The 16,744-nt window shown below is 64.7% G+C and carries 10 protein-coding genes; 2 read left to right on the forward strand and 8 right to left on the reverse strand.

The window, feature by feature from the left end; all coding sequences use genetic code 11:
* Positions 1-421: 421 nt before the first annotated feature.
* Complete coding sequence (locus BIWAKO_RS01940) at positions 422-2,836, reverse strand: multicopper oxidase domain-containing protein (RefSeq protein ID WP_074471491.1); 2,415 nt, start codon at positions 2,834-2,836, stop codon at positions 422-424.
* Positions 2,837-3,483: 647 nt separating this feature from the next.
* Here BIWAKO_RS01940 and ppc point away from each other — a divergent pair.
* Complete coding sequence (gene ppc / locus BIWAKO_RS01945; RefSeq protein ID WP_084651113.1) at positions 3,484-6,261, forward strand: phosphoenolpyruvate carboxylase; 2,778 nt, start codon at positions 3,484-3,486, stop codon at positions 6,259-6,261.
* 45 nt (positions 6,262-6,306) lie between these two features.
* On the opposite strand, the gene BIWAKO_RS01950 is transcribed toward ppc, so the two are convergent.
* From BIWAKO_RS01950 to BIWAKO_RS01980, 7 genes are all read right to left on the reverse strand, one after another.
* Positions 6,307-7,272, reverse strand: a complete 966-nt coding sequence (locus BIWAKO_RS01950; protein ID WP_274533574.1) for a response regulator — start codon at positions 7,270-7,272, stop codon at positions 6,307-6,309.
* Between the two features lie 70 nt (positions 7,273-7,342).
* Entirely contained in the window at positions 7,343-8,362 is a 1,020-nt protein-coding gene (cheB, locus tag BIWAKO_RS01955) for a chemotaxis response regulator protein-glutamate methylesterase (protein ID WP_069877108.1), read from the reverse strand.
* A 22-nt stretch (positions 8,363-8,384) separates the two neighbouring features.
* Positions 8,385-10,670: a hybrid sensor histidine kinase/response regulator gene (locus tag BIWAKO_RS01960; RefSeq protein WP_069877109.1), complete on the reverse strand. Its 2,286-nt coding sequence runs from the start codon at positions 10,668-10,670 to the stop codon at positions 8,385-8,387.
* Positions 10,667-11,371, reverse strand: a complete 705-nt coding sequence (locus BIWAKO_RS01965; RefSeq protein ID WP_069877110.1) for a chemotaxis protein CheW — start codon at positions 11,369-11,371, stop codon at positions 10,667-10,669. Before BIWAKO_RS01965 ends, BIWAKO_RS01960 begins: the two co-directional genes overlap by 4 nt.
* Positions 11,371-12,624: a CheR family methyltransferase gene (locus BIWAKO_RS01970; protein ID WP_069882089.1), complete on the reverse strand. Its 1,254-nt coding sequence runs from the start codon at positions 12,622-12,624 to the stop codon at positions 11,371-11,373. The genes BIWAKO_RS01965 and BIWAKO_RS01970 overlap by 1 nt, the downstream gene beginning before the upstream one ends.
* Positions 12,625-12,635: 11 nt before the next feature.
* Positions 12,636-13,100: a chemotaxis protein CheW gene (locus BIWAKO_RS01975; protein WP_069877111.1), complete on the reverse strand. Its 465-nt coding sequence runs from the start codon at positions 13,098-13,100 to the stop codon at positions 12,636-12,638.
* 129 nt (positions 13,101-13,229) lie between these two features.
* Entirely contained in the window at positions 13,230-14,867 is a 1,638-nt protein-coding gene (locus tag BIWAKO_RS01980; RefSeq protein WP_069877112.1) for a methyl-accepting chemotaxis protein, read from the reverse strand.
* 765 nt (positions 14,868-15,632) lie between these two features.
* Between BIWAKO_RS01980 and BIWAKO_RS01985 the strand changes: the two genes are divergently transcribed.
* Complete coding sequence (locus BIWAKO_RS01985; protein WP_069877113.1) at positions 15,633-16,739, forward strand: efflux RND transporter periplasmic adaptor subunit; 1,107 nt, start codon at positions 15,633-15,635, stop codon at positions 16,737-16,739.
* Positions 16,740-16,744 lie beyond the last annotated feature (5 nt).

The raw sequence follows: 16,744 nt of genomic DNA on the forward strand, positions 1-16,744 counted from the left end.
CCAGGATTCCATGCGCCTCTCCCCCAATATCTGCGAGAGGACCGGGCTCGATGAAGGGGGAAGATCCTGCGGTGCGAGACGAGAGCGGCGTCCGTCCCTCGCCTCCTTCGGGCAGGGTGCGGGACGACGCCACTTCGCCATGCTGCCCGGGGGCCCTGTTCGTCGCCTGGCGCGGATCGGGGAATTTTCAGGTTTCACGACCTCACGCCGCAGCTCCAGGCCAGGCCGACGCCGATCGGCATCGGAGCGGCGGACGCGGGCTGCCATGCGGGAGCCAGGAACATTCGCGCACGGCCCGCGCGCTGGCAACGCAACGGCGAAATTCGAAGGCGCGTCGCATCGGTTTCGGCCGCTCGGGCCGCGTCTCCACAGGCCGGGCTAGGCACAAGGCCTGCCCGGCATCGAACCTTGCGCTCAAGGGTCAGCTGCGCGTCGCGGATCCTGCGACCCTGATCCTGCTCGGGTCGCCCTCGGGCAGGACCTCAGGCTGCTTCCAGACCACGCCATTCGGCGTCGGGATCGGTGTCATCGTCAGCTGATATTGCGGCTGGCCCTTGTAGTCAGGGTCGCCGGGAGGCGGTGTCTGCAGCTGGTAGCGCAGCAGCATCGCGAAATCCTCGTGGGCGGTGTTGTGGCAATGGTTGACATAGGCGCCGCCGAACTCTCCGAAGCGCACCTGGAACTTGACCCGGCCGGAGGGCCGTAGCCGCCAGACGTCCTTGCGTACCAGCCGCTCCGTCGCCGGAATCGGGGCGCTGCCCCGGTCCATGGTGACCCCCTCCTCGAAATGGAGATGGATGGGATGGTCCCAGCCGCCCCCGCCATTGATCAGGGTCCAGTGCTCGACCTCGCCCGGCTTGGGCATGAGGAGAGAGATGCGATTGGCGTTGAGCGAGTGCGCCTTTTCGCCATTGATCTTGATGGTCCAGGGGAAGGACTTGATGTCTCCGCATTCGGGTATGCACTGCCCACCCGGGTTATTGCGTGAATCGCCCTCTCCCGAGCGGCCGAACTCGATCACCCGCTCGCGCACCGGCGCGACGATCGGGATCTGCGTGGTCAGGGTCTTCGTCCCCGTACGCCAGTCGGGATCGGCGAAATTAGCGCTGCGATCGGCATCGAGCGGATTGCTGGCATTGTAGACCTTGCCGGGATTGTCGACGCTCTGGACCTGGCTCACGACCCTGAATTCGAGAATTGGGCCGACACAGGGGTCGTCATCCCGGCCCTTGAAAGCCTTCTCGATCGAGACCGCGCCCTTGGGCTTGCGCCCGTCGGTCTGCTCCAGCAGATTCATGAAATAGACGCTGTCGCCCGGCGCAAAGGCGGAGAAATCAACGACGATGTCGTAGCGCTCCGCCACCCCCATCTCATCGGTCTCGGTGAGCAGAATCGGGTTGACGACCAGATTGCCGTCATTGGCGATGAAGTAGAACGGCACCTTCGTGCCTTGCGAGTAGCGCTTGCTCTTGTTGACCGCGAGCGCCAGCTTGACGAAGCGCGCCATGGAGGCATTCAAAATGCGGAAGCGATAGCGTCGCGGCAGCACCTCGAAATAGGGGTAATAGGCGCCGTTGACGCAGAGCATATCGCCGAGGAAGCCGTCGGTGTCGAAAATGTCGAAGCGACATTGGCCTCTCGCATCGAAGGCTGGATTCGAGATCGCGAGATTCACGTCGAAATCAAGATTGCCCCATTTCAGCTGCGAGCCGCTCGGCAGCCGCAGGTTGATGCCGTCATTGAGATCCTCACGCCCCCGGTCCGGCCCGCTATAGATATTGCAGAGAGCGAAGATGCCCTTGTGCACGTTCTCGGCGGTGAAGAAGAAACGGTGATCATGGAACCAAAGGCTGCCCTGGATCTCCCGATAATCGCCTGGAACCGGGACATAGCCCTCGCCATCGTCCGGCCCCGAGCATCTGCGGGCATAGTCGCGGTCGCCCGTCGGCCAGAGGCTCGGCATGTCACGCCGCGCCATCGCCATGCCCCAGTGGTAATCGTAGAAGGTGCCGGGGAAATGATAGGCATTGCAGGCGCCGTCGCTTTCGGCGCCGTTATGGGCGTTATGGAAATGGATCGAGATCTCGTTCCGTCCAAAGCCGCCATTCTTGGTCCGGTCGACTGGCAAATCATTGTAGATCCGGGTCAGGATCGGCTCGCCATAGCGTGCCTTGATCAGGATCGGACGGGCGAGGCCTGTGCGAAGGCCCTCGACATTTCCCGCCTGGCTGGGCTGGCGCGGGCCGAAGGTCCACATCGCAGTCGCGTCCTGGTCCGGCATTTCCGCGCAGAAGCGACTGCCGGAGCCAATCTGTCCAAGGGACAGCAGGTAGCCCTTCTTGGGATAGAGTTCCTCCCAACGCTGATGCGCGAAGAACTCGCCAGGCGGGCGTCCTTCCATCGGCCCGACCCAGGTCACCGGGTTGCGGTAGGCCGCACCGCCGGAATTGCTGAAGTCGGTATGGTAGGAAAGATTCTTCGCCGGCAGTTCCTGCCCCCCCCCAGCGAACTGCCAGGCCGCATCGCCATTCGCCATGCGCTGAAGCGGGACCGGCTTCTGGACCTCGGGCCGGGGCATCGGGTCGTGGAATTTGGCGGCCCCGAAGGTCGGACTGCGCGGCGCCCCGGTCGGCACCTGGGCATAGGCGCTCTGGGCGAAGGGGCTGAGCCCGTTCTTCGCAACCAGCAACCCGCCGGCGGTGAAATAGCCCCAGCGCAGCAGGTCGCGTTTGGTGATCTGCCCCACCGAAAGGGCCTTGACGATATCGAGCCGGTTTTCCAGAGCCCTCTCAGCTTCCTTCAACCGGATGCCAGTGGTCTCGCGCGAAAGATACATATCCTCTTCCCCTTTTCCGGACTGAACCAAGGCGCGCCTCAACGCTAACCTTTAGTTCTGCCGGTCGCGGCTCAGTAAGAGGAAAAGGTCTGACCAAGTATGCAACCAAAGTCCCTAGTCCCTGGCGGCTTGTTGCGTGGCATCATACTGATCTTCCGCGACAACTGTCGGGATCAAATTAAACCCTTTCGAATTATCGTTCAATACCAACGCTCGGGAATGGGATTCCTGCATCGACCTCGACCACCATTGATTGCCAAAAATTTATCCACAATCATATATTTGTAAAAATATATACTATACTATACGTTTAACTTCCGAGAAATTCTCGATTAATAGATAAAATTCGAAACTGATTCCGCTGCCCCCTACCGTATTTCTGCAATGCGCAGAATATTCATCATCCCACGCACTATCCCATGGCTGCACCCGTCAATGCGCACCCTCGCGTGGAGCTCGGGCTCGGCTGCCTATGTTCCGGGCAGAGCATCCCGAAGAAAACGCTCGCGGCGAGACCCCGCTGGATAATCACCGTCCTTGCGTTCGATCGGCTCGGTTGCGCTGCACAATGAAGCTTGGCAAGGCGGCATGAGTCATGCTGCCATGGCCGGGACGCCGCATGTCGGCCCTTTTCCCGCGAGGCACCCTTGCCTGTCACCGCCATCGATCCGCGACCGGATCCGACCACCGGCCCCGCCGACGCCCAAGCCCTGTTCGAGGATATCCGGCTGCTCGGACAGATCCTCGGCGACACCGTGCGGCAGCAGGAGGGCGAGCAGACCTTCGAGCTGATCGAGGCGATCAGGCGGCTCTCGGTCACCTTCCAGCGCAAGGCCGATGTCGAGGCGGGTCGCGACCTCGATACGCTGCTGGCACGATTGAGTCCGAACGAGACCGTTTCGGTCATTCGCGCCTTCACCTATTTTTCGCATCTCGCCAATCTGGCCGAAGATTGCCACCAACTCCGCCGGCAAGCCGATCTGGAAGCGGTTGACGCTCATCCCGATGGCAGCCTGGCGCACAGTTTCGACCTGTTCGCGCAGGCCGGGGGCAGGGCGCCGGCAATCGAACGCGCCCTCTCGCGCAGCCTGGTATCACCCGTGCTCACCGCGCATCCGACCGAGGTTCAGCGCAAGAGCATTCTCGACGCCGAGCGCACCATTGCCGAGCTGCTCGCGGCCCGGCCGACCCTGCGCGGCGCACGCGCACGCGCCCGCAACGAGACGGCGCTGCGGGCTAGCATCGCCCAGCTCTGGCAGACGCGACTCCTGCGCTACTCCAAGCTTGCCGTGCGCGACGAAATCGAGAACGTGCTGAGCTATTATCGCGCGACGTTCCTGCACGAGATCCCGCGCCTCTATGCCGAGCTCGAGGACCTGCTTGGCGCCCGCGTGCCGAGCTTCTTCCGGATGGGAAGCTGGATCGGGGGTGATCGCGACGGCAATCCCAATGTCACCGCCGAAACCCTGCTGATGGCGGTTCGCCTCCAGGCCGAGACAGCGTTGCGTCATTACCTGACCGAGGTTCATGAGCTCGGTGCCGAACTGCCGGTTTCAAACACGCTGGTCGGCAGCACCCAGGCGCTGCGGGACCTTGCCGATCGCTCCGGCGACGACAATCCCCACCGCGCCGACGAACCCTATCGCCGCGCCCTGATCGGCATCTACGCCCGGCTCGCTGCGACCCTGCGCAAGCTGACCGGCACCGAAGCGCTCCGTCATGCGGTGGCGCCGAGCGCGCCCTATTCGGCGCCCGCGGATTTCGTGGCCGAGCTGCGCATCGTTGCCGACAGCCTGCAATCCCACCATGGCAGCCTGCTCCTGGGAGCGCGGCTCTCGCCCCTGCTGCGCGCGGCGGAGGTCTTCGGCTTCCATCTGGCCAGCATCGATTTGCGCCAGAGCTCGGACAAGCACGAGGCGGTCATTGCCGAACTCCTGGCCACGGCTCGCATCGAGCCACGCTATGGCTCTCTCACGGAGGACACCAAGCGCGCTTTGCTCCTCTCCCTCCTGGCCGATCCGCGCCCGCTGCGTGTGCGCAACGCCGCCTACACCCCGCAGACCGAGGGAGAGCTTGCAATCTTCGAGGCGGCAAAACAGGTCCGCGCCGATTTCGGAAGCGATGCCATCCGCCACTACATCATCAGCCACACCGAAACGGTCAGCGATCTGCTGGAGGTCGTGCTGCTGCAGAAGGAATGCGGCCTGATGGGGTGCACCCTTGCGCCTGGCGAGGCGACGCAGGCCAGTGTCGAGCTGATCGTGGTCCCGCTATTCGAGACCATCGGCGATCTCCGCGCGGCCGAGCCGATCATGCGCAGCTTCTACGACCAGCCCGGCATCGAGGCGCTGATCCGCAATTCCGGCGGCGAGCAGGACATCATGCTCGGCTACTCCGACAGCAACAAGGACGGCGGCTACTTCACATCCAACTGGGAACTCTATCGCGCGTCGACGGCACTGGTTCGCTTCTACGAGACCAAGCCGGGGCTGACATTGCGGCTGTTCCATGGCCGCGGCGGCACCGTCGGGCGTGGCGGCGGGCCGAGCTATCAGGCCATCCTCGCTCAACCGTCCGGCACCGTGAAGGGGCAGATCCGCCTGACCGAGCAGGGCGAAGTGATCAATGCCAAATATGCCAACCCGGAGATCGGTCGGCGCAACCTGGAAACCCTGCTGGCAGCGACGCTGGAGGCCACCCTGCTGCAGCCGCGTAACGAGGCGGCGCCGGAATTTCTCGACACCGCGGCCGAACTCTCCGTGCGCAGCATGGCCGCCTATCGGGCGCTGGTCTATGGAACGGCCGGCTTCACCGACTACTTCTATTCAGCCACGCCGATCACCGAGATCGCGGAGCTGAATATCGGCTCGCGCCCGGCGTCGCGAAAGGCTACTCGCTCGATCGAGGATCTGCGCGCGATCCCCTGGGGGTTCTCATGGGGCCAGAGTCGCTTGGCCCTGCCCGGCTGGTTCGGTTTCGGCTCCGCGGTCGAGGGCTTCATCGCCGCCGCGCCGGCCGAGCGCATCGCACTGCTGCAGCGCATGAGCGCGCAGTGGCCATTCTTCCGCACGCTTCTGTCCAATATGGACATGGTCCTGGCCAAGGCCGATCTCGGCATCGCCCGGCGCTACTGCGATCTCGTCCCGGATCGCGAGCTTGCCCAGCGCATCTTCACCGAGATCGAGGCAGAATGGACCCGGACGGTTCAGGCGATCACGACCATTACCGGCGAAACCCAGCGCCTGGCCGATAACCCGGCCCTGGCGCTCTCCATCATCCACCGTTTCCCCTATATCGCCCCGCTCAACCATCTCCAGGTCGAGCTCCTGCGCCGTTGGCGCTCCGGCCAGATCGACGAGAAGGCCCGCCGCGGCATCCTGATCTCGATCAACGGCATCGCGGCCGGGCTGCGCAATACCGGGTGAGCGGCGCGCCTCGCTCCGATAGCGTCGCCCCCCGGGACGACGACGCTACGGCACCGCCGAGATTTCCGACGAGACCGAGCGGTCCCGCCCCTCGTTCTTGGCGCGGAAGAGCGCGAGATCGGCGGCATTGACCAGTTTCGCCGGCTCGCCCCCTTCGTGAGGCATCGTCGTTGCCATGCCCACACTGATCGTGACCCGGCCCGTGCCGTGCGCGATGTTCAGATCCCGCACGCCCTGAACCAGCCGCTCGGCCACGTATCTCGCGCCCTCCTGCGGCACATCCGTCAAAATGACGACGAACTCCTCGCCGCCGAAGCGGGCTGCCAGGTCCGTCGAGCGGGTGCAGCCGCTCTGGATCACGCTGGCGACCTGTTTCAGCACCTCATCGCCGGCGAGATGGCCATAGGCATCGTTGTAGCGCTTGAAATGGTCGACATCGATCATCAGGACAGACAGCGGGTGCTGCGTGCGCAGGCAGCGCTTCCACTCCGCCCCGAGATACTCGTCGAAATAGCGACGGTTCCCCAGTCCGGTCAGCCCGTCGATCCGCGTCAGGCGCTCGAGCTCGAGATTGACCCGCATCAGCTCGCGCTGGCTTTCGCGCAGCGCCCGATAGGCCTCGTCCCGCTGGACATGATCGAGATAGGCGCGGGTGTGGTAGCGCACCCGAGCGATCAGTTCGAGCTTGTCGGGAAGCTTGACGAGATAGTCGTTCGCGCCTGCCTGGAAGGCCTCGCTCTTGGTGGCGGGATCTTCCTTGGTCGAGAGAACGATGACGGGAACATTATGTATCGAGGCGTGCTTGCGATATTGCCGCACCAGATCCAGCCCGTCGACGCCCGGCATGACGAGATCCTGCAGGATCACGGTCGGCTTCACCTGTTCGGCCACCTTGATCGCCGCCAAGGGGTCGGTGCAGTAGTGGAAATCGAGATCGGGCTGGTTGGCCAGCGCCCGCCGCACGGCTTCGCAGACCATGACCTGGTCATCGACGAGCAGGATCATGGACATGTAACTATCCGCCGGCGGGGGCACGGAAGACATGGTGAGGGTCGGTTCGCCTGTCATCAAGACAACCTCTTCAGAACGACTGACGGCACGCCTCGACAAGGCGTGGCGCAATCGCGGCAAGTGGTAGAATTTCGGAAGCTGCATCGATCGCAGCGGCCGCCTTGGGCATTCCGTAAACGGCGCTCGTCGCCCTGTCCTGTGCCAGGGTCAAGTATTTCCTGTCGCGCAGGAGCTTCAACCCGCGGGCGCCGTCCCTGCCCATGCCGGTCAGCAACACCCCCACCAGATCTCCCTGCCACCATTGCGCAACACTTTCGAAGAACACGTCGACCGATGGCCGGTAGACGTAGTCGCGCGGTTCAGACCTATAGCCCAGGTCATTGCCCGATTTGAAGACCAGGTGATCGCCAGTCGCTGCAATCAGCACGGTCCCTGGTTCGGGCCTGTCGCCTTCGATGGCAGGGCGCACCGCAAGGCCGGTGTGCTGGCCCAGCCAGCTGGCAAAGCCCGGTACGAAATGCGCATCGAGATGCTGCACGAGAACGAGCGCAGCCGGAAAACCGCGCGGCAGCCCGGCCAGCAGCGATGCCACGGCAGCAGGTCCCCCCGCCGAAGCACCGATCGCGATCAACCGCTGCGCCGAGGGTGCGGCTTTGCGGGCCGGAGTCGTCGCCCGGGGGGCTGGGGTGACATCGCGCGAGAGCCTGCCGATCATCGCGATCCTGGCAAGCAGCGCCGCCGATTGAGCCTGGGCATTGCCGTCCGCCCCGACGCTGGGAATGTCGACCGCGTCCAATGCGCCATAGCCCATCGCGTCATAGACGCCGGAGACATTGGCATCGACGCTCGCGGTCACCAGCAGAATGGGACAGGGCGTCTCTGCCATGATCCTCTGGGTCGCCATCACGCCGTCCATCTCGGGCATGTTCAGATCCATCAGGATCAGATCCGGCCTGTCGCGTCGGCACGCCTCCACCGCTTCGCGCCCGTTCACCGCGATCCAGGCGACCGCGTGCTCGGTTGTCGAAACAACGATGCGCCGAAGCAGCTCGACCGCCATCGGCAGATCATTGACGAGGCCGATCCTCATGAACCTCTCTCCGTGCTGCCGCTCAGCCCCATGGTTCACCGATCAGGTCGGCGACGGCATGGATCAACGTTTCGTCGTGGAAACTGCCCTTGGTCAAATAATAGTCCGCACCGGCGTCGAGCCCGCGGCGGCGGTCTTCTTCCCGATCCTTGTAGGACACGATCATGACCGGCAGGTTCCGAAGCCCGCTATCCTTCTTGATCAGTGTCACGAGCTCGATACCGTCCATGCGGGGCATGTCGATATCGGTGACCACCAGGTCGAACGGATCGGATCGGACGGCGTTCCAGCCATCGATACCGTCGACCGCGACCTCGACCTCGTAGCCGTGGTGATCGAGCAGCTTGCGCTCCAGTTCGCGCACGGTGAGTGAATCGTCGACGACCAGGACGCGCTTGCGCCGCTTCTGGCCCACGTTGGCAACCACGCGCTCCAGGGTCTTGAGCCTGCCGGTCGAGGCAAGCTTTTCCATCGAGCGGATCAGATCATCGACATCGAGGATCAGGACGGGTGAGCCATCCTCCATCAGGGCCGCAGCACTGATGTCCTTGACCTCGGCGAGCCGTGGATCGAGCGGACGGACGACGAGATCACGCTCGCCAAGGAAGAGATCGACGACCATCCCGTAGGCCTCGCCCCCCTCCCCGACCACGACGACAGCGAGATCGACCGAGTCCGATTGCGGCTCGTCACGCCCCAGGACCTCATGCGCCGTAACCAGTCCGACCTGCCGCTCCTCGAAGCGGAAATGTGGCCTGCCCTCGAGGATCTCGATCCGCTCCCGCGGCAGCATCAGCGTCCGCGTGATCCCCGTCAGAGGAAACGCATAGGGTTCGCCGTCGATCTCGACGAGCAGGGCGCGGATCACCGAGAGCGTCAGCGGCAACTGGAGCTGGAAACGCGTCCCGGCGCCGAGCTCCGACGACACGGTCACCTGCCCCCGGACCTGGCGCGCCATCGCCTGCACGGCATCGAGGCCGACGCCGCGTCCGGAAATGTCGCTGACGCTCCCCTTCATCGAGAAGCCGGGCAGGAACAGGAACTCCAGGAGCTCGGCTTCGCTCAGGCTCTGCGCCGTCTCGGCCGTCGTCAGCCCGCGCCTGCTGGTCGCCCGGCGCAACGCGTCGAGATCGATCCCGCGGCCATCATCGGCAACGATGATCTGCAACAGCCCGGCATTGTGCCGGGCCTCGAGCTTGATCAGGCCTTCTTCCGCCTTGCCGGCGGCCCGCCGCTCTTGCGGAGGTTCGAGGCCGTGATCGACGGCGTTGCGCAGGAGATGCCCGAGCGGGGCGTCGAGTTCCTCGAGGATGTCGCGGTCGATGCTCGTCGAGCCACCGACAATCTCGAGGCGGACCTTCTTGCCGAGCGCCCGCCCGATATCGCGGACGGTCCGCGAAAAATGCCGGACGCCGTCGTCGAAGGGCCGCATCCGGCTGGCGAGCGTCTCGTCGTAGAGCCGATTGGCGAGATCGGTGGCGCGCCGATCGACGGCATCGAGCTCGTCGAGGCGCTGCGCCAGGATGGCCTGGCTCTCCCCAAGCTTGAGCTGCGCCTCGGCGAGCGCCTGCAGGGCCCTGACATCGGTCGTCACCGCCGGCATCGCAGCACGAAGCGCGTCGAAGCTCTTGGCAAGATCGGTCTGGACGCGCCTGAGGCGCAAGAGCCCATCGTTGAACGGTCTTAGCCGCCGGGCCGACATCAGGGACTCGCCGGCAAGCCCGAGCAGGCGATTAAGGCTTTCCGCCGTGACACGCACCATGCGGTCCGGCCCCGGACCGCCCGGCGTCTGGGATAGCGCAGGTGCCGATCCGGCAGCCGGCTCCGGGGCTCGAGCGGGCGGAGCGTCGCTGGAATGATGGCTCTCCGGAGCCGCCGTACGCAGCTCACCATCCGCTTCCGGACCTGAAGCCGAGGAGCCAGACTGCTGAAGCGCCTGCGCGAAGCCTGCGATCCTGCGCTGGATCTCCTCTTCGCCGGGTCCCGGCTCAGTGGCGATCGCGGCCAGCAGATCGACGCCCTTCAGAAGCGCATCGATATGGGCGTGATTGAGCCTCACCTGCCCGCGCTGGGCAGCGACGAAGCACTCCTCCATCTCATGCGCCACCTGCACCGCAGGTGTCAGATCGATGATGCGGGCGGCGCCCTTGAGCGAATGGGCGGCGCGCATGCAGGCTTCGAGATGAACGGCCGCGGCAGGATCGCGCTCCAGCGCCAGCAGGCCTGCTGTCAGCGCCTGCGACTGAGAGTCGAGTTCGGCACGAAACAGGTCCAGCATCGAGAGTTGGCTGAAATCCTCGCCGCTCATGCGATACTCCGGTCGATCATGGCGAGCAGCGCTGCCTCGTCCAGGCAGCCGACCGTGCGCCCCTGCCAGGACAGCATGGCCCGGATGACGGTCGAGGCCGATTTGCCGATCGTTGCCGGTACCGCGATCAGGTCGCGCTCCCCATGGGAATGCATGCCGTGCACTTCGTCGACCTCGAAGGCGACCCGCCTCTCATCCCTGCCAATCACGATCAGACGGCGAAACACGGCGATCTTGCCACCGCCCGAACTGCGCCCGCCCGTGTTGATGCCGAGGAGCTCCGGCAACGACATGCAGATGAGCAGTTCGCCCCGGACATTGACGATGCCGAGCACTGCGCCGGTCCGGCGATGGGGCAGCGAATGGATGCGGCGCGGTTCGGCAATCTCGTGACAGGTCGTCGTCGGGAGACCGAGCCATTCCTCCCCCAGACGAAAGAGGACGACGCTGCGAGCCCCATCCTCAGTCTCGGGGCGCCCGGCAGCCTGCGCGAAATGCTGTGCCCATTCCTCGGAATAGCCAGCAGGCAAGGGGCGATCGAGCAGACGGCGTGCGATCTCCGCATGGGTCGGGCAGTTCCGGCAATGCAGATGCTCCCGCAATTCCGGGCAGGACCTGTCCCCGCTGACACCGATCTGGCGCCAGCACTCATTGATGCGCTGTCCCTGCTCCGTCGCTTGCATGCCAGCCGTGACGGACATCAGACGTCACTCCTCTTCGCAATCCGGTCGAGCCGGTCGGTCAGCGCCTGGGCTCCCGCCTTGTCGCCTTGCCGCTGCAGCAGGAGCTTGAGCTGGACGAGCGCCTGACGATGGTCGGGCGCAAGATAGAGCGCCTTCCGGTAATTCTGGATCGCGTCCGACGGGGCATCATCCGCATCATGGGCGAGGCCAAGCAGGTAGAAGACCTCCGGCGACGGCCCGAATTCCTCGAGATGGCTCGCAGCGGCGAGCTTGACCTCACCGAGGCGGCCGGCATTGGCGGCGTGTTCGATGGTAGCAAGGCTCATGGCTGCCCGGTCGGGCGCCGGCGAAGCAGCCTCTCCTGGTGCGGTCTTCTGCGCGAAGGGGCGCACGCGCGGAGGCGGCGCGATACGCCGTGGCGCTTGTGCGGGCAGTGGCGTCGGACGCGACCTCCGTGCGGGAGCCGCTGCCGGCGCTTGCTGCACAGCATTTGCCTTGATGAAGGCGAATGCCCTGGGGAAGCGCACCGAAGCGAAGCCATGCAAGGTCGGCAATCCGGACTCGGCCGGCCCCACCAGCAACAGGCCCTTGTCTGCAAGCATCTGCCTGAGCCGGTCCAATGCCAGCCCCTGCGTCTCGCGATCGAAATAGATCAGCAGGTTGCGGCAGAAGATGACGTCGTAAGGTTCGGGCCTCGGCTGCGGGACCGGCCCGAGCAGGTTGCCGAGCGTGAAGCAAACCTGGCGGCGGACGCGCTCATGCGGGCGGAAGCCGCCTTCGACCGCATCGAAATGCCGGTCGCGATAGGCGAGTTCCTCGCCACGGAAGGAGTTGCGACCGTAGACGGCACGTTCGGCATAGACGAGATTGCGCGTGCTCACATCGATGGCATCAATGCTGAATTCCCTTGGCTCGAAGCCCGCGTCGAACAACGCCATCGCCATGGAATAGGGCTCCTCGCCCGTCGAGCATGGCAGACTCAGAAGTCTGAGCGGCGTACCGGAACCCCGGCTTTCGCGAGCGTGGCGCGTCATCGCAGCGAAAGCCTCGCGATCCCGGAAGAACCAGGTCTCCGGCACGACGACCGCATCGATCAGCTCCTGACGCTCGGCGCGGTTCTCGCTGAGATAACTCCAATAGGTGTGGAGGTCCGGCATCTCGCAGGCGGTCATCCGCCGCTTGAGCGCATGGCGGATCACCGAGGCGCCGACCGTCTCGCTGCTGAGCCCTATCATCTCCCTGAGAAGCTGTTCGAACGCCCCTGTGCCCATGGCCCTGTCCATCAGGAATGCGTCGCGGGCTGCTGGAACAATATCTCACGGATCACCGGGGATAGCAGGGCTTCCGCCCGGACCCTCTGGATCAGCCCCTTTTCGTCGGAAGCGACCGGGCCGAGATAGGGAGGCATTCCAGCCTCGACACCCGTGCCCACGAAATCCGCCGGATCGCGTTCGACGGTCTCGATCGCCCGCTCGGCGACGAGACCAAGCAAAGCGTGTTCGCCTGCACCGACCGGATAGCGCACGAGGATGATCCGCGTGCTCAGCAGGGGGGCAGCAGCGCGCCCCAGCGCAAGCAGGCTGAGATCGATCAGGGGCACCGGTGCGCCCCGGTAGTTGATGGCTCCAACGACACCGACCGGCGCAGCCGGCAGGGCTTTCACGGTGAGCAGGGGCAAGACCACTTCGACCTGCCCGGCATCGAGCAGATAGCGGTCCTGACCCAGGCGGAACATCAGAAACAGCATCGGACGGGGCTCGGCTCGCCTGCTCCTGCGACAGCATCAGACCGGATATCGAATCCAGTCTGATGCTGTCGCACTTTGTCTTTGCAACCGCCTTTACGAAAACCGGTATCCACTTTTCGGGCCGATGCTCTACGCGCGAAGTTTGAAACGCGAGATGCTGCTGCGCAGCCCGCTCGAGACCTGGTTCAGTTCGTCGATCGCGAGCGTGGATTGCTGCAGCGACTCGACCGTCTGCTGGGCGGCTTCGCTGAGCTGCGACAGGGCCTCGCTGATCTGTCCGGCGCCGGTTGCCTGCGCCTGCATGCCCTCGTTTGCCACCTCGAAGCGCGGCACCAGCCCCTGCACCTGCTCGATGATCTCCGACAGCTGTCCGCCGACCTGCTGCACCTCCTGCATGCCGCGGCGCACCTCCTCGGAGAACTTGTCCATGCCCATCACGCCTGCTGCGACGGCCGACTGGATGTCCTTGACCATTTGCTCGATGTCATAGGTCGACACCGCTGTCTGGTCGGCGAGGCGGCGGATCTCCGTCGCGACGACCGCAAACCCCCGGCCGTACTGACCGGCCTTTTCCGCCTCGATCGCGGCGTTGAGCGAAAGCAGGTTGGTCTGGTCGGCGACCTTGGTGATGGTGGTGACGACCTGGTTGATGTTGCCAGCCTTCTCGCTGAGGATCGCGAGCTTGGCATTGATCGCACCAGCCGCCTCCATGACATGGCGCATCGTCGTTTCCATGCGCGAGAGCCCCGCCTGCCCGCCTCCGGCAAGCACTGCAGTCTGCTCGGCGACCACCGAGACCTCGTCCATGGTGCGCACGAGCTCGTTCGAGGTCGCGGAGATTTCCTTGGCGGTCGCGCCGATTTCCGTCGTCGTCGCGGCGATCTCGCTGGCCGTCGCCTGCTGCTCCTTCGAGGTCGCGGCGACTTCGGTAATCGAGGTGTTGACCTGGATGCTGGATTTCTGGACCTGGCCGATCAGGGCGGCGAGATCGTCGGCCATGGCGTTGACGCCGTCGGCCAGCGTGCTGAACTCATCGCGACGCTGGAGTTCGAGCCGCGCGCTGAAATCACCACGGCGCATGAGATCGACGATGCCGAGCAGCTTTCCGAGCGGCACGGTGATGGCGCGAAACAGCAGGTAGCCGCATAGTGCGGCGAGCGCGAGCGCAGCCAGGAAGCTGACGGCCAGGCCCAGTTCCGCCGTGCGCACGATCGAGACGATACGTTGGGTCGATTCATCGGCCTCGGACTTGTTGTACTCGACCATCGCCTGCAGACTTGCCCGCAGCCTGGCGGAAATGGGCTCAAGCTCGCTGCGGACGGCGCCGCGCTGATCGAGAACCTGGCCGCTCGCCGCGGCGAGCTTGCCTGCAGCCAGGATCGCGTCCTCGGCCGGGAAGAGCTGGTCAAAAAGCCGTCTGACCAGAGCATAATTCTGGCGATCCTGCTCGGAATCGAGCGTGCCTTCATAGGATTTCAGAAGGCCGCGCATCCGGTCGCGATTGGCGAGCATGGCGTCGGCGACCTTGGCCTTGTCCGCCGCCCCGTCCTCCAGCACGAATTCACGCAGGAGGCTGTTGGCCTCGGTCCAGGTCGTCATCAGCTGGGTGCTGAAATAGAGGGCCGGCACCGTGTTGGTTTCGACCCTCGTCGCTTCGCGCTCGGTCTGAACGAACCAGAAATAGGTGATGGCGGCCATCGCCGACATCACCGCCAGGACCGCAGCAAAACTCACGAGAATGCGGCGGCGTATCGTCAGGCTCTTCATCAGGTTCGTTCCATCGTCCAGACACGCATCGAGGAGCAGCGTCGGTTCGACCGGCCGCCACTCTCTGACGAGGAGGCCGAATCAACTGTCGAGACAGGCTACCCTGAAGGTGCTTGCTCTCCGGTGAACTGCAGACGCTGCCTGATCAGCTCTTAAGAAAGCGCTAGATCGATGGCCCAAAGGCGAGTCGAAGACGGCGCCGATGACGGGTGGCGCTGCGCCTGACTGGCGGGCCTGCCCGCCGCGTCCGTCCGCTGCCGGATCGTCACCGGACCTGGAGCCGAAGCAACGCCCGCGACTTTGCCTGCGTTCGGCGTGCCGTCACCGGCTTGCCCTAGCGGCACATACCGGTCTCAACCAGGTGACGAACCATAGGCCGGCGGGACCGACTTACTGTATCGGACTGCGGGTGTTACAGTATCAAAGTTCTAGGCAGAAGCGTTTGGAACGACTGTCAGGACCTATCGAGCATCACCTTTGCGATGAGGTCACTGGATGACGGCGTCTGCGAGAGTTCTTCGATGGGCGATGCCGCCCTTCGGCCAGCTTTCAGGTCATCAGGCCGAAGCCAAAGAGCGACAGGCGCGCTCTCATCCCGGTCGGCGCGACGCCGATCACGCCTGGCTCCGCCGGGGCAGCGATCACGATCGGGGACGTCACACTCGATCGGCATCACACGGTCACTGACGAGATCGGCGAAACCTATACCCGCTGCGCCACAGAGGGGCCCGGGGAGTCTTCACCACGGCTGGCAGGGAGGCGTCAATGTGGCGAATTGCATATGTGGCCGCTGTCGCCTGCGCCGTTGCCGGGCCGGCCCTGGCCCAGATAGGCGAGCCCGCCGCCGTTCAGGTCGGCACCATCAACGCAGAACGCAAACCGATTTCCAAGTCTCTCGGTTTCGTCGGCCGCGTCTCGGGAATCGACAAGGTCGACATCAGGGCCCGGGTCACCGGCTATCTCGAGGAGGTGCTCTTCAAGGAAGGCGACATGGTCAAGGCCGGCGCCCCGCTCTACCGGGTCGAGCGCGACCTCTTCCAGGCAGCGGTCGAGAAGGCGCAGGGCGCGCTCGAGATCAGCAAGTCGGCCGACGCTCTCGCCGCGATCCAGCTCGAACGTGCCCAGGACCTGCTGGCCAAGGCGGCCGGCACGGTCGTGGCGCGCGATCAGGCCGTTGCCCAGAAGCAGCAGACCACTGGCGCGATCATGACCAACCAGGCCGATCTCGACACGGCGAAAGTCAATCTCGGCTATACCTCCATCACGGCCCCGATCTCCGGCAAGATCGGCCTGACCAATGTCACGAAGGGCAATGTGGTCGGTCCCGACAGCGGCGTGCTGACGACGATCATCAGCCAGGATCCGATGTATGTGACCTTCCCGGTCAGCCAGCGCGAGTTCCTCAAGAGCGCCGAAACGGGCAAGCATGTCGATCCCAAAGCGGTCAAGGTGCAGCTCCGCTTTTCCGACGGCGCTCTCTACGACCAGCTCGGGCAGATCGATTTCGTCAACAACTCGGTCGATCGTGGCACCGATACTGTGCTCGTCCGGGCGAGGATGCCCAATCCGACCGGCGCGCTGACCGACGGGCAGCTGGTGCGCGTCGCCCTGGAGGTGGGCGAGCCGCAGCAGATGATCGTGGTGCCGCAGGCAGCCCTGATCGCCGATCAGGCCGGCGTCTATGTCTTTGCGGTCGTGGACGGCAAGGCCGTCGTCAAGCGGCTGAAGCTCGGCGGCGAGGACGGCCCCAATGCCGTCGTGACCGAGGGCCTCACCGGCGGCGAGCAGATCATCGTCGAGGGCCTGCAGGCCGTCAGGCCAGGGGCACCGGTCCGTGCACGCCCGGTGCCGGCGATGATCAAGGGAAGCTGAAGCCC

Source organism: Bosea sp. BIWAKO-01 (assembly GCF_001748145.1).
In the GTDB taxonomy this organism is placed as follows: domain Bacteria; phylum Pseudomonadota; class Alphaproteobacteria; order Rhizobiales; family Beijerinckiaceae; genus Allobosea.

Excerpts from the sequence above, each read along its gene's own strand:
- BIWAKO_RS01950 (WP_274533574.1), bottom strand. The coding sequence starts at position 7,272 with ATGTCCATGATCCTGCTCGTCGATGACCAGGTCATGGTCTGCGAAGCC.
- BIWAKO_RS01970 (WP_069882089.1), bottom strand. The coding sequence starts at position 12,624 with ATGGGCACAGGGGCGTTCGAACAGCTTCTCAGGGAGATGATAGGGCTC.
- BIWAKO_RS01980 (WP_069877112.1), bottom strand. The coding sequence starts at position 14,867 with ATGAAGAGCCTGACGATACGCCGCCGCATTCTCGTGAGTTTTGCTGCG.
- BIWAKO_RS01975 (WP_069877111.1), bottom strand. The coding sequence starts at position 13,100 with ATGCTGTTTCTGATGTTCCGCCTGGGTCAGGACCGCTATCTGCTCGAT.
- BIWAKO_RS01965 (WP_069877110.1), bottom strand. The coding sequence starts at position 11,371 with ATGTCCGTCACGGCTGGCATGCAAGCGACGGAGCAGGGACAGCGCATC.
- BIWAKO_RS01940 (WP_074471491.1), bottom strand. The coding sequence starts at position 2,836 with ATGTATCTTTCGCGCGAGACCACTGGCATCCGGTTGAAGGAAGCTGAG.
- BIWAKO_RS01985 (WP_069877113.1), top strand. The coding sequence starts at position 15,633 with ATGTGGCGAATTGCATATGTGGCCGCTGTCGCCTGCGCCGTTGCCGGG.
- cheB (WP_069877108.1), bottom strand. The coding sequence starts at position 8,362 with ATGAGGATCGGCCTCGTCAATGATCTGCCGATGGCGGTCGAGCTGCTT.
- BIWAKO_RS01960 (WP_069877109.1), bottom strand. The coding sequence starts at position 10,670 with ATGAGCGGCGAGGATTTCAGCCAACTCTCGATGCTGGACCTGTTTCGT.